This window comes from Paroceanicella profunda, assembly GCF_005887635.2.
Taxonomy (GTDB): domain Bacteria; phylum Pseudomonadota; class Alphaproteobacteria; order Rhodobacterales; family Rhodobacteraceae; genus Paroceanicella; species Paroceanicella profunda.
Window position 1 is genome coordinate 393,431 of record NZ_CP040819.1, and the last position, 12,066, is coordinate 405,496.

At 63.3% G+C, this 12,066-nt stretch carries 11 protein-coding genes and 3 pseudogenes; 7 read left to right on the plus strand and 7 right to left on the minus strand.

The window, feature by feature from the left end:
- Positions 1–5: 5 nt before the first annotated feature.
- Both FDP22_RS19830 and FDP22_RS19835 read right to left on the minus strand, forming a co-directional pair.
- A pseudogene (locus tag FDP22_RS19830) lies at positions 6–471 on the minus strand (AtaL-like protein); the annotation flags it as partial.
- Between the two features lie 37 nt (positions 472–508).
- Positions 509–976: pseudogene (locus FDP22_RS19835) on the minus strand (Rossmann-fold NAD(P)-binding domain-containing protein); the annotation flags it as partial.
- 66 nt (positions 977–1,042) lie between these two features.
- Between FDP22_RS19835 and FDP22_RS19840 the strand changes: the two are divergent.
- The 3 genes from FDP22_RS19840 to FDP22_RS19850 all read left to right on the plus strand — a co-directional run bounded on the left by FDP22_RS19840 (position 1,043) and on the right by FDP22_RS19850 (position 2,919).
- A protein-coding gene (locus FDP22_RS19840; protein ID WP_143972285.1) for an IS3 family transposase occupies positions 1,043–2,169 on the plus strand; the annotation gives its coding sequence in 2 pieces (ribosomal slippage) (positions 1,043–1,307 and positions 1,307–2,169; 1,128 coding nt in all).
- Entirely contained in the window at positions 2,057–2,539 is a 483-nt protein-coding gene (locus FDP22_RS25210; RefSeq protein ID WP_138579658.1) for an N-acetylmuramoyl-L-alanine amidase, read from the plus strand. Before FDP22_RS19840 ends, FDP22_RS25210 begins: the two co-directional genes overlap by 113 nt.
- Entirely contained in the window at positions 2,536–2,919 is a 384-nt protein-coding gene (locus tag FDP22_RS19850; RefSeq protein WP_138579660.1) for a hypothetical protein, read from the plus strand. The genes FDP22_RS25210 and FDP22_RS19850 overlap by 4 nt, the downstream gene beginning before the upstream one ends.
- A 210-nt stretch (positions 2,920–3,129) precedes the next feature.
- Here the strand turns inward: FDP22_RS19850 and FDP22_RS19855 are convergent.
- Positions 3,130–3,600, minus strand: a pseudogene (locus FDP22_RS19855) (ATP-binding protein); the annotation flags it as partial.
- Between the two features lie 199 nt (positions 3,601–3,799).
- On the opposite strand from FDP22_RS19855, the gene FDP22_RS19860 reads away from it, so the two are divergent.
- Positions 3,800–3,928, plus strand: coding sequence for a hypothetical protein (locus FDP22_RS19860; RefSeq protein WP_346728837.1), 129 nt, complete (start codon positions 3,800–3,802; stop codon positions 3,926–3,928).
- A gap of 388 nt (positions 3,929–4,316) precedes the next feature.
- Here the strand turns inward: FDP22_RS19860 and FDP22_RS19865 are convergent, their stop codons facing one another.
- Genes FDP22_RS19865 through FDP22_RS19875 form a run of 3 tightly spaced genes read right to left on the minus strand, consistent with a single transcriptional unit; the run spans position 4,317 to position 6,656 of the window.
- On the minus strand, positions 4,317–5,507 hold the full coding sequence (locus FDP22_RS19865) for an aminotransferase class V-fold PLP-dependent enzyme (protein WP_138577917.1): 1,191 nt from the start codon (positions 5,505–5,507) through the stop codon (positions 4,317–4,319).
- Entirely contained in the window at positions 5,504–6,460 is a 957-nt protein-coding gene (locus FDP22_RS19870) for a homocysteine S-methyltransferase family protein (protein ID WP_138577919.1), read from the minus strand. Before FDP22_RS19870 ends, FDP22_RS19865 begins: the two co-directional genes overlap by 4 nt.
- A gap of 10 nt (positions 6,461–6,470) precedes the next feature.
- On the minus strand, positions 6,471–6,656 hold the full coding sequence (locus FDP22_RS19875; RefSeq protein ID WP_138577921.1) for a hypothetical protein: 186 nt from the start codon (positions 6,654–6,656) through the stop codon (positions 6,471–6,473).
- A gap of 457 nt (positions 6,657–7,113) precedes the next feature.
- Here FDP22_RS19875 and FDP22_RS19880 point away from each other — a divergent pair, with 457 nt between their 5' ends.
- Together FDP22_RS19880 and FDP22_RS19885 are read left to right on the plus strand one after the other, a co-directional pair.
- Positions 7,114–7,752, plus strand: a complete 639-nt coding sequence (locus tag FDP22_RS19880; protein WP_138577924.1) for a TetR/AcrR family transcriptional regulator — start codon at positions 7,114–7,116, stop codon at positions 7,750–7,752.
- Between the two features lie 233 nt (positions 7,753–7,985).
- Positions 7,986–8,423 (plus strand): carboxymuconolactone decarboxylase family protein, encoded by a 438-nt coding sequence (locus tag FDP22_RS19885; RefSeq protein WP_239031971.1) that lies wholly within the window; start codon positions 7,986–7,988, stop codon positions 8,421–8,423.
- 623 nt (positions 8,424–9,046) lie between these two features.
- Here FDP22_RS19885 and FDP22_RS19890 read toward each other — a convergent pair.
- Complete coding sequence (locus tag FDP22_RS19890; RefSeq protein WP_138577928.1) at positions 9,047–11,326, minus strand: adenosylcobalamin-dependent ribonucleoside-diphosphate reductase; 2,280 nt, start codon at positions 11,324–11,326, stop codon at positions 9,047–9,049.
- A gap of 248 nt (positions 11,327–11,574) precedes the next feature.
- Between FDP22_RS19890 and FDP22_RS19895 the strand changes: the two genes are divergently transcribed.
- Entirely contained in the window at positions 11,575–12,021 is a 447-nt protein-coding gene (locus FDP22_RS19895; RefSeq protein ID WP_138577930.1) for a DUF1489 family protein, read from the plus strand.
- The last annotated feature ends 45 nt before the right edge of the window (positions 12,022–12,066 follow it).

Below are 12,066 nucleotides of genomic sequence, written 5' to 3' on the forward strand. Positions count from 1 at the left end.
CGGAACCTGCCCTCGGCGCGCAGTTTGCGGGTGCGCTTCGGGGTCGAGACGAGAGCGGCCCTGTAGCCCCTCTCGCTGTCGCACTGTTCCTGTTCGACGTTCTCTTCGGGGCCGTTCGGCAGTCTCCCGCAAAGCCCGCGGTAGCCGCAGAACCGAAGCGGCACCGCGCCGGCCGCATCTTCGAAGAGCGCGTGGACGACGGCGCCCTAGCGCGGCCCCGTGGCCCGGAGGAAGGTCACCTTCCGCATGGGCTCGAGGGCGATGATCTCGCGCAGATCTGCGCCGCCGATCGCAGCCTCACGCAGGAAATGGGTCGCGCCCTCCTCCGTCACGTCGCAGCGGCGGCAAGGCCCCGGCGGAAGGAACGCGCGCATCTCGTGCCTTTCGCTCCAGCTCCTTCCAGGCCTGTTCGCGGGTGAGCGTGGTTGCGCCTGGGGGGTTTACCGGAACGGTGGCGGCCGAATGGATCATGATGGACATCCTCCTGATGAGAGAACCGGGCGCCTGCTCAGGCGGCGGCCACGGCTTCGGAGACGAAGGCGCGATAGGTGCGCAGCGGGCGGCCCAGCAACGTTTCGAGGCGGGCGACGTCGCCGCCGTCGGGCAGCATGCCGTCGGTGAGGAAGCGCGCGCCCATCATGCGCATGTCGTAGGCCATCCAGGCCGGCATGGCCTGCTTCAGGTTACCCTCGAAGGCCTCCAGATCGTCGCCGCCATAGGCGACCGTGCGGCCAAGGATCTCCGACCAGATGGCCGCGACCTGAACGCCGGTCAGCGTTTCCGGCCCCACCAGGTTGATCCTGTCCAGGGGAAGCGGCGCCGAGGCGTTTTCGCGGCGCAGCAGTTCCAGGGCCGCGATTTCGGCGATGTCGCGCACGTCGATCATGGCGAGGCCCTTGTCGCCGATCGGCATCGGATAGATGCCGTAGCCGGTGATGGCCTCCCTGATCGCCATCTCGTTCTGGATGAAGTAGTGGTCTTGCCCCACTGAAGTGGTCCACCCCTTGGGATAGTTTATCCCGTATCACGGAGGACTACGACGATGGCAGGCAAACGAGAGAAGCCCGAAGACATCATAACGAAGCTGCGGCAGGTCGAGGTGTTGCAGGGTCAGGGCGCGAAGATCGCGGACGCGGTTCTGCAGATTGGCGTGACTCAGCAGACCTTCTACCGCTGGCGGCGTGAATATGGCGGCATGAGCCGAGATCAGCTCAAGCGGTTGAAGGAGCTCGAGCAGGAGAATGCCCGGCTCCGGCGTGCTGTCTCGGATCTGACGCTGGATAAGCTCATTTTGTCCGAGGCCGCACGGGGAAACTGCTGAGCCCTTCACGTCGCCGGCGTTGCATCGATCATGTCCGGCAGGAACTCGGCGTTTCCGAGCGCCGCGCCTGCCGGGCTCTGGGGCAGCATCGTTCCACGCAGCGCAAGGTTCCTGTGGGCTGTCACGATGAAGAGCGCCTGACAGCGGACATCATCGAACTGGCACGCCTCTATGGTCGCTACGGCTATCGGCAGGTTACCGGGATGCTGGTTCAGGCCGGATGGTGCGTGAACCACAAGCGTGTGGACCGAATATGGCGGCGTGAAGGGCTCAGGGTTCCGCCGAAACAGAAGAAACGCGGCCGGCTTTGGCTGGCTGATGGCTCATGCGTGCGCTTGCGCCCGGAACGACCGAACCACGTCTGGTCCTATGACTTCGTCCAGGACCGGACGGCGGATGGGCGCGCTTACCGCATGCTCAACATCATCGATGAATATACCCGAGAGGTTCTCATGATCCGCGTGAAGCGCAAGCTGAACGCTATCGACGTGGTAGATGCGCTGACCGATCTGTTCATCCTGCGTGGTCCGCCAGCGTATATCAGGTCGGACAACGGCCCGGAGTTCATCGCAATCAAGGTCCGTGAATGGATTGAGGCCGTCGGCGCCAAGACTGCCTACATCGAGCCGGGATCCCCTTGGGAAAAGGGCTACGTCGAGAGCTTCAACGCAAGGCTCCGCGACGAATTTCTCGACGGCGAGATCTTCTATTCGCTGAGGGAGGCGCAGATCCTGATTGAACGATGGCGCCGCCATTACACTACCGTCCGGCCCCACAGCGCTTTGGGCTATCGGCCACCAGCACCTGAGGCAACCATCCCGATGGACCACAGGCCAATCATGCACTAACTTTCAAACCCGACCACCCGAGAGGGGCAGACCAATTGAGCTGGCGCAAGATTATAACTTAGCGGATATCGATTATCATACTCTTATTGCGCCAGATGGAACTTTGTATGAGGGCAGGTCTCTTGAGTACATGGGGGCTCATGTAAGTGGTAATAATCAAAACAATATTGGCATCGCATTTATGGGAGACTATTCTGAAGAAGGGATAACGGATGAACAAAAGGATACTTTTATAGAAGTAAAAGATGCGTTGGACCAGGCGTATGGTGAACTGGGGCGGCATACCCACGGCTTCTTTGATGATGAAAAGAGAAATGAATTGATGGGTGCAAAGCCTCAGATTGAGCCCATGGGATTTGTATATCCATGAGAAAGTTTTTAATCTATGTATCAGTAATAATTTTTTTTACTATATTTATGGAGCTTTCTTTGGTTTTGTTTTTAAGGAATAATGAAAATGCATATAAGTACATGGCAATGATGCCGAGTTATATTCAGGAATTGTACTTTAAATTCACATTAAATGATGAATACTTTGGATATTTTGCAAATTGCCCCAGAAAGTATGCCGCTTTCAGGATGATTGACCGAGCAGCTTCAGAGGGGAAGGCGGATAGTCTGTATTTTGACAGGAAATTAATTATTCCATATGTTTCTGATTCAAACGTGAATTTTGTTGGAACTGATTGTCCGAATCTTATGGAGCCTATCCCGAGAATTGCAAGGGATGAGATAAAGAGGATTAATTAAATAAATGACACGCAATATAGATTTCGTGTATTTGCTATTGAAATATCATGTTTTGAAAATGAACACTTCTATCTACCGGCGTTGAGACGGACCCAGCCGACGCTGGGGCTGGAGATGACTGTATCGGCGCCCTGTCAACGCCGACTGAACCTTCCCCAGAAGTGCCGAAGTAAAATTCCCCACTTCGGCGGGACCGGTAATCAGCCGGTCTCAGTGATTGGCGGCTCCGTTTTTGGCTTTCGGCGAGCGGCCCCTGCGCCTGGGCGGCGGCGGCGAGATGGGTGCGTTGGCGCGGACGTGCTCGAGGATCAGATCGGCGTGCGCGCGCAGGCGGTAGCTGGCGCCTTCGATCTGGATGACGACGGCATGGTGGAGCAACCGGTCGAGCAGAGCGGTCGCGACGACGGGATCGCCGAACACCTCGCCCCATTCGGCGAAGCCGCGGTTGGATGTGAGGATCATGGCGCCCTTTTCGTAGCGGGCGTTGACGAGCTGGAAGAACAGGTTGGCGCCGCCGCGGGTGATGGGCAGGTAGCCGATCTCGTCCACGATGAGCAGAGACGCTCGGGCATAGAACCGGATCTTCTCGGGCAGGCGGCCCTCCCGTTCGGCTCGGGCCAGCCCCTCGATCAGCTCGGCCAGGGTGGCCCGATAGACGCTGCGCCCGGCCTTTGGTCTTGCCCCACTGAAGTGGTCCACCCCTTGGGATAGTTTATCCCGTATCACGGAGGACTACGACGATGGCAGGCAAACGAGAGAAGCCCGAAGACATCATAACGAAGCTGCGGCAGGTCGAGGTGTTGCATGGTCAGGGCGTGAGGATCGCCAGGTCACCCACTTCTGCTGCATTGCCGGAGAGTCCGATTTCATCCTGATCGTGATGGCTCGGGATATCGCCGATTACGAAGCCTTCACACACCGCTTCTTCTTTGCCGACAAGAACGTCCGCAAGTTCCGGACATCCACCGTAGTATCGACTGAAAGGGCGACATCGGAAGTGCCGGTCTGAGGGCACCTCGCGCGAGGCTGGACCCGAATTGACAGCAGAAACGGACATTCCGGATGGCTCGATTGGCGGCAGCTTTGTCCGCAATGCAGACCCTGGGGCCCTGGACTATGCCGCGCGGTACCGTGAAGGTCCGGTATGGGGAAGCCGCGTTGCAGCAAAGCCGAACCTGGCCAATGACCGGTGTGGGCCGAGAGCGACGGGCGCGGCGGCCCGCCAAATGCACGGCTCGCTGCACTGCCGCAAGCCCGCTCCGAGCGCAGACTGACCGCACGGCGCCACATCCAGTCCGCGCATGCATCGAGACACGCCTCGTCACGAATGACCAATAGCGGCCAGCCGAAAGCACCATTTCAGGCTCCGGGTCCAGTTGCGAGCGGCTTTTCGACTGTCAGCGTCTCACGACGTCGACGGCCTGATCGACCTCCCTCTCCGTGTTGAAGGAATGCACCGACAGGCGAACCAGAGCGTCCAGGCCATTCGCTTCGAAATCCGTCCGGGCCATCTCGATACGTGACACCGAGGCCATGATCCGCCGCTCGGCCAGACGGGCCACGGTGATATTCGCGTGCTCGCCTCTGCATCGAAAGCTCACGATCCCGCACCGCAGGGCGCCCGGGTCATGCAGACTGACGCCGGGCGTCTCCGACAGGCGTTCGCGCAAGCGGTCGGCGAGATCTCCGACACGATGCGCAATCCTGTGAATTCCGACGTCTCTGGCATAGCGGATCGCCCGTCCGAGGCCGATCTGCCCCGCAACATGGCGTTCGAAGGTCTCGAAACGGCGGGCGCCGGGGGCAAGGTCGAAGGTTACGGCGCCAGACCACCGCGCCGCCGCGAGGTCGATCATCGGCGGATCGAGTGTTTCGGCGAAGTCGCGCCGCACGTAAAGGAAGCCGGTGCCGCGTGGACCGCGCAGAAATTTCCTTCCGGTGGCAGAGAGCATGTCGCAGCCGATGCGCCGCACGTCGAGCGGGATCTGTCCGGCGGACTGGCAGGCGTCCAGAAGGTAGGGAATGCCGTGACGTCGGGCCACTGCGCCGACGACTTCGGCCGGGTTCACCAGGCCGCAATGCGTGGGCACATGGGTCAGCGCGATCAACCGAGTGCGCGGGGAGATCATCGCCTCGAGCGCGGCGATATCCACCTGTCCCGTCTCGTCCGACGGCGCCTGGTCCACGACGATCCCGCGCCGCTTCGCCTCGTGCAGGAAGCCCAGCATGTTCGAGGCGTATTCGGCGGCACCGTGACTGAGTACCCGATCGCCGGCTTGCAAGGGGAGCGCATGGAAGGCCATGCCCCATGCTCGGGTCGCGTTCTCGACGAAGGCAATCTCGTCCGGTTGGGCGTTCAGCAGACCTGCAGCCTCGTCGTAAAAAGCCGCCAGCCCTTCGGCGGCCACCTCGGCGGCGGCATAGCCACCGATCCGGCGTTCGAGGTCGAGATGCGCGGTCACAACCTGGTGCACTGGGTCGGGGCTGGGCGATGCCCCGGCGTTGTTGAGGTGGATCACGCCGGCGCAGGAAGGCGTGTCGGCGCGCAGGGCGCCGACATCGATCTCGTGGGTTAGGTCGGGGGTCATGCCGCTTCCTCCATCCGTACCTCTTTCAGACGCGTCGCGATCTGGTCGAGGTGGGTTTCGCAGGTGCCGCAGCACCCGCCCCAGATGTCCATCTTAGGAAAGCGGCGCGCTACGTCCGCCATCTGCCGGCCCAGCTCCTCCGGGTCGCCCTCTTCGAGGTGGCCGAGCTTGCAGAGCGCGATCTTGTCCATCTTCGCGGCATTGGGCCGGATGCAGCGCAGCCGGTCCTGCCAGCCGCCGGGGGTCAGGGCGGGTTCGAACTCCAGTGGATGCGAACAGTTCAGCGCGTAGAACGCCGGATACGCGTCGCTGTCCCGTTCGATGGCCTCGATTGTCTCCTGCAGGCTCGCGCCCGTTGCCAGCCGAGAATCCGAGCCGAGGGAGAACGACAGCGCCAGCGGCATGTCGAGGGCGCGGGCCGCCCGGGTCACGCCGCGGGCCTCGGCCGGGTTGTTGAAGGTCACGGCCCAGGCCAGGTCGGCACCGGCCCGCTTCAGCGTGGCGAGCTGCGCCGCGTGGTACTCCTCGGCCTCCGCCTCGGTCATCGTCCGGTTCAGGCTGTAGGCATCGCCGCGGGGACCCAGGTAGCCGACCAGCCGGGCATCCGCGATCTGGCCTTTGTATTCCCGCGCCATCTGCCGCAGGAAGTCGATGGCGCCGATGTTGGCCTCGGCCAGGCTTTCCGGGGAATAGCCCAGAAGGGCGCCCCAATCGGCGCTGGCGCGATAGTCGAAGCCGCCGATCAGCGCCGCCATGCCGTAGCGCGCGGCCACGTCGAGATAGCGGCGATACATGCCGCGGATCGTTTCGGCCGCCTTCGGGTCCTCCAGCAGCGGGAACATGGCGAACCGGGGCAAGTCGTATCCCCACTTGTACATGATCTCGGTCTCGATACCGCCTTCGGTCAACCAAGTTAGGCCCGGCGATCTCGGCGGGATGTCGTGATGTGTCATGGGAAGTCTCCTAAAGGCGGAATCCGGGGGCCGGCGCCTCATCGGAAAGGCCGATGTCGCGCAGGATATACAGGGGAAGGTCGCGCCTAAGGCATTGTTCGAGGCGATGCCGCTGACGATGCCGACGCGCGGCGAGGAAACTGTCGACGAATCCCGGGAAGGGGATGTCGCGGGTCAGGCGGATGGCGGTGATCATGGGTTTGGTCCTTTCGGGTCCGGAAGCGCGCTCCGCGCCGCTTCCGGAATGGCTATCGTGATCCGTGGATGACGTTGCCGTCAGGAGAGAAAGCGGCTGCGCGCTCGGCCCTCGGGAGGTTGCGACCTTCCGAGGCGTAGTCCCCCGAGGTGGGGATCGCCGCGAAGAAGGCAACGACCATCGCGGCCAAGGTGGTGGCCAGGCATGCTCCGGGCGCGAAACGGGAGGGTGTGCGGTGCATTGGATCGGTCCTTGTGCGAAGCGTCGCCCCGGGGATCGAAGCGACTGGCCAAGGAATGGACCTTGGGGACCCAGAGGGATAGAATTCACATGGTCCAGTCCGGACGCGGCACAAATACATTTACAACTCAAAGCACTGCGCCGTTTCCGCTTGACCGGGAGAATTTTAGGATCGGCAAAACTGCACTTTCGGTGCAGCAGGATGTGGAAGACGGACATGGCGCAGACCAAGCCCAGCACCCGTGAGCGGCTGCTCGACATCGCCGAGGCCGGCGTTCTGGCCAAAGGCTTCGGCGCAACCTCGATCGAGGAGATCATCTCCGAGGCCGGCATTTCCAAGAACGGGTTCTTCTACCATTTCCGCGACAAGAACGAGCTCGCCCGCGCGTTGCTGCAGCGGTATCTCGACACCGAGGAGGCGCTGCTCGACGATGTCTTCAGCCGCGCGCGCGAGTTGCACGGGGACCCGCTGCATTCCTTCCTGATCGGGCTGAAGCTGCTGTCCGAGATGATGGCGGACCTGCCGAACGGGCATCCCGGATGCCTGGTCGCAACCTTCACCTACTCAGAACGCATGTTCGACCGCGACGTGCGGGAGCTGAACCGGAACGCCGTGCTGATCTGGCGCGCGCGGTTTCTCAAGATGCTCGAAGAGATCGCGGCAACCTATTCGCCGCGCGACGACGTGGACCTGCGCTCCCTGGCCGACATGATCTCGAACACGGTCGAAGGCGGCATCGTGCTGTCCAAGGCCGTCGGGCAGCCGCAGATACTGTCGGAACAGCTGCTGCTGCTTCGGTCCTATGTCCGGCTCCTGTTCGAACCGGTCGAGGCGCGGGCGGCCCCAACCAACTGAACCGCAGGTGCAGACCGGGCGGCGATGCGGCGGCGGCCGGTGCGGAACGATGCCCTGTCTTTGACGTGCAAGTATATGTTTTCAGTCGATAGATTCGTTTTCGCCTAAGTTCGGACCATGGGTGAAATATGTCTTCGCCCAAATTTCAGCGAGAAGAACGCCATGCCCTGGCCAATCGGACGGGGTCCGACACAGCCCGGCTTCCCTGGCCCCTTCCCGAACTGGAGACACACGTGAACTTCAAGACCATCATCGTCACCGCGGCCCTGTCCGTGACCCCGCTTGCCCAAGCCGTCCCGGCCAGCGCGCAGGAAACCTCCACCGAGGCCTTCGCCGAGATCGAGCGCGCCTTCGGCTTCGTCCCGAGCTTCTTCAAGGTCTACCCCGAGCACGGCGTGGCCGCCGCTTGGCGGCTCACCCGGGACCTCGAGGTCTCGCAGACGACCGAGCTCTCGGCGCGCGAGAAAGCCCTGATCAACATCGCCGTTGCGGCGCAGATCCCCTGTCAGTTCTGCGTCTTCGCCGACACCAAGGCCGCAAAGGCCGCCGGGGCGACCGATGGCCAGATCCGCGAAGCGGTGGCGCAGGCGGCCCTGACACGTCACTGGAGCACCATTCTGAACGGCATGCAGGTGGACTTCGACGACTTCCGCGAGGAATTCGGCCGCTGAACGGAGATAAAGGGTCCCGCGGCGTTTGTCGCGGGACCCTTTATCCTGCTCAAGATGGTGAGACCGATGTTTCGCCGTCCGTCTCTCACGAGGGCGAGTGAGCCGAACCAAAATTCCACTGAAATAAGACCCGCTCACTCGAAGAGCGGACATGATTGTTCTAGGCCCGCTCTGGCGACGGCCATTGTGACTACGGCGACCACTGAGCGTGGGTAGCGAACGGCAGAAAAGTCCGCACTGCTGACCTTGGGTTGTCAAAGTATGCTGCGTGATGACACCGATGGCCGGTTTGGGGAAGCTGCGCCGCAGCGGCGCCCAGCCTGACGAATGGCCGCAATGGGCCGAAATCTCCTGACGAACTAAGATCTGATGTACGCGGAACCGAATCCACTTACTCCGCCTGCCTTCCCTCATACGATCACACCACGCGCAATGAAGATCGACTGCCCTCCTCGGCATGCTGCCCCCGCAACACCACTAGACGTCGCCTTAGCCAGACATGCAAACGGCCTCGGGTACTCCCCCGAGGCCGTTTCTTTATCACCTCAGCCAAAACGAGCTTTTGAGACGTTTAGGTCATGTCGCCTGACCCGCCACAACATCAAACAAGCCCCCAGCCCGCTTCAGCCGCACTTGGAGTGGCCGCAGTCGGAGCAGGTCATGCAGCCTTCGACCATCATCAGCGAATACTGGCCGCAGTTCGGGCAGGCCGGGCCGCGGGGCTTTTCGCCGACACGGATGGCCTCGGCGCGCGGGTCGGTCTTCAGGCCGAGGCCCTCGCCGGCGATGAAGCCGGTTTCCACCAGATGCCGCTCGATCACGCCGCCGATGGCCGCGAGGATGGAGGGCACGTACTTGCCGCCTACCCAGGCACCGCCGCGCGGGTCGAACACCGCCTTCAGCTCCTCCACCACGAAGCTCACGTCGCCGCCGCGGCGGAACACGGCCGAGATCATCCGCGTCAGCGCCACGGTCCAGGCGTAATGCTCCATGTTCTTGGAGTTGATGAACACCTCGAAGGGCCGCCGGCGCCCGCCCACGATCACGTCGTTGATGGTGATGTAGATGGCGTGCTCGCTCTCGGGCCACTTGATCTTGTAGGTCTGGCCCTCGAGGGTTTCGGGCCGGTCCAGCGGGTCGGCGATGTAGACGACGTCGCCGGTGTGCTCGGCCACCTCGTCCTCCTTCTTGGTCTCCACCTTCTCCGCGGCGACGGTGAGGACGGAGCCGGTCACGTCGTTCGGACGGTAGGTGGTGCAGCCCTTGCAGCCCTGATCCCAGGCCGCCATGTAGACTTCCTTGAAGCTCTCGAAGGAGATGTCCTCGGGGCAGTTGATGGTCTTGGAGATGCTCGAGTCGATCCATTTCTGCGCCGCGGCCTGCATGCGCACATGGGCGAGCGGCGGCAGGGTCTGGGCGTTCACGAAATAGGCGGGCAGCTCGGCATCGGCGCCGAACATGTCGCGGTACATCTGCACCGCGTAATCCACCACCTCCTCCTCGGTGCGCGAGCCGTCGGGCTGCAGCACCTTGCGGGTGTAGGCATAGGCGAACACCGGCTCGATGCCGCTGGAGACGTTCCCCGCGTAGAGCGAGATGGTGCCGGTGGGCGCGATGGAGGTGAGCAGCGCGTTGCGGATGCCGTGCTCGGCGATGGCGGCGCGCACGTCCTCGTCCATCTCCGTCAGCGACCCGGAGGCAAGGTACTTGTCGCGGTCGAACAGCGGGAAGGCGCCCTTTTCCTGCGCGAGATGCGCGGAGGCCATGTAGGAGGCGCGGGCGATGGCGTGCAGCCAGTCCTCGGTCTGCTGCGCGGCCTCCTCGGTGCCATAGGTCAGGCCCAGCATCAGCAGCGCGTCGGCGAGGCCGGTCACGCCGAGGCCGATGCGGCGCTTGTTGCGGGCCTCCTCGGCCTGGGCATCGAGCGGGAAGCGCGAGGCGTCGACCACGTTGTCCATCATCCGCACCGCGGTGGCGACGAGGTCGGTGAGCTCGGCGATGTCGAGGGCGGCTTCCGCGGAGAACGGGTCCTTCACCAGCCGGGCGAGGTTGATCGAGCCGAGCAGGCAGGCGCCGTAGGGCGGCAGGGGCTGCTCGCCGCAAGGGTTGGTGGCCGCGATCGTCTCGCAGTAGTTGAGGTTGTTCATCTTGTTGATGCGGTCGATGAAGATCACGCCCGGCTCGGCGTAATCATAGGTCGACTGCATGATGCGGTTCCACAGGTCGCGTGCCTGCACGGTGCGGTAGACCTTGCCCTTGAACACGAGGTCCCAGCTGCCGTCGGCCTTCACCGCGTCCATGAACGGGTCGGTGACCAGCACGGAGAGGTTGAACATGCGCAGGCGGGCCGGGTCGCGCTTGGCGGTGATGAAATCCTCGATGTCCGGGTGGTCGCAGCGCATGGTGGCCATCATCGCGCCGCGGCGCGAGCCCGCCGACATGATGGTGCGGCACATCGCGTCCCACACATCCATGAAGGAGAGCGGGCCGGAGGCATCCGCCCCCACGCCCTTCACCGGCGCGCCGCGCGGGCGGATGGTGGAGAAATCATAGCCGATGCCACCGCCCTGCTGCATGGTGAGCGCGGCTTCCTTGAGCATGTCGAAGATGCCGGCCATCGAATCGGGGACCGTGCCCATCACGAAGCAGTTGAACAGCGTCACCGAACGCTCGGTACCGGCCCCGGCCAGGATGCGGCCGGCGGGGAGGTAGCGGAAGTCCTCCAGGGCGTGGTAGAATTTCTCCTCCCAGGCCGCCGGGTCCTTCTCCACGGCTGCGAGAGAGCGCGCGACGCGGCGCCAGCTGTCCTCCACCGTCGCGTCATGGGCCACGCCGCCCGCTTCCTTGAAGCGGTACTTCATGTCCCAGATCTGTTCGGCGATGGGGCTGGTGAAACGGGTCATGGACGGTCTCCGCAAGGTCCTCAGGGACAGGCAAGTTTACGCTCTGTGGCCCGGATCGGTCAATCCGGAAACCAGGGGCAGAACACAAGTGGTGGTGGTTTACAACATTCGGGCCGCGATATGCAGCGTTCCCCTCAATTGGCATGCCAAGCCGCCGCGTGCAAGGGGGTTTGAGAGAAAGCGCTCTTTCCGTCCCGGCGAGCGGGGGTTATATCCGGAGTCGGGGGAAGCGAAAGGGAAGATTTCCGATGGCCGGCGCTCTCAACATGATCAAGCTCTGCGTGGGTGCGGACGAGGTGGAAGACCTCGTCGTGTGGCAGCGCCAGCGCATGGAGGAGCACGCCGCCGCGGGCCGTCCGGCGATTCCCCGGCACGTCACCCGCATGTGGCCGAAGCGCGCGGCGGAGATCCTTGACGGCGGGTCGCTCTACTGGGTGTTCCGCGGCGAGATCCGCGCCCGCCAGCGCATCACCGGCTTCGAGGAAGTGTTCGGCGAGGACGGCATCCGCCGCTGCGCCATCCAGCTCGACCCGGAGGTGGTGCTCACCCGCGTGCGCCCGCGCCGCGCCTTCCAGGGCTGGCGCTACCTCGCCTCCGACGACGCCCCGGACGACCTCGCTTCCACCGGCGCCGAAGACCGCGCCGCCCTCCCCGAGGCCCTGCGCCGCCATCTCGACGACATCGGAATCGGCTGACCGGCCCTCCCGTCGCCCCACGCATCGGCAGACCGCGGGGTGCCA

Coding starts and splice junctions, on each gene's coding strand:
- FDP22_RS19890 (WP_138577928.1), bottom strand. CDS start 11,326: ATGACCCGTTTCACCAGCCCCATCGCCGAACAGATCTGGGACATGAAG.
- FDP22_RS19880 (WP_138577924.1), top strand. CDS start 7,114: ATGGCGCAGACCAAGCCCAGCACCCGTGAGCGGCTGCTCGACATCGCC.
- FDP22_RS19870 (WP_138577919.1), bottom strand. CDS start 6,460: ATGACACATCACGACATCCCGCCGAGATCGCCGGGCCTAACTTGGTTG.
- FDP22_RS19895 (WP_138577930.1), top strand. CDS start 11,575: ATGGCCGGCGCTCTCAACATGATCAAGCTCTGCGTGGGTGCGGACGAG.
- FDP22_RS19860 (WP_346728837.1), top strand. CDS start 3,800: ATGGCTCGGGATATCGCCGATTACGAAGCCTTCACACACCGCTTCTTC.
- FDP22_RS19850 (WP_138579660.1), top strand. CDS start 2,536: ATGAGAAAGTTTTTAATCTATGTATCAGTAATAATTTTTTTTACTATA.
- FDP22_RS19875 (WP_138577921.1), bottom strand. CDS start 6,656: ATGATCACCGCCATCCGCCTGACCCGCGACATCCCCTTCCCGGGATTC.
- FDP22_RS19865 (WP_138577917.1), bottom strand. CDS start 5,507: ATGACCCCCGACCTAACCCACGAGATCGATGTCGGCGCCCTGCGCGCC.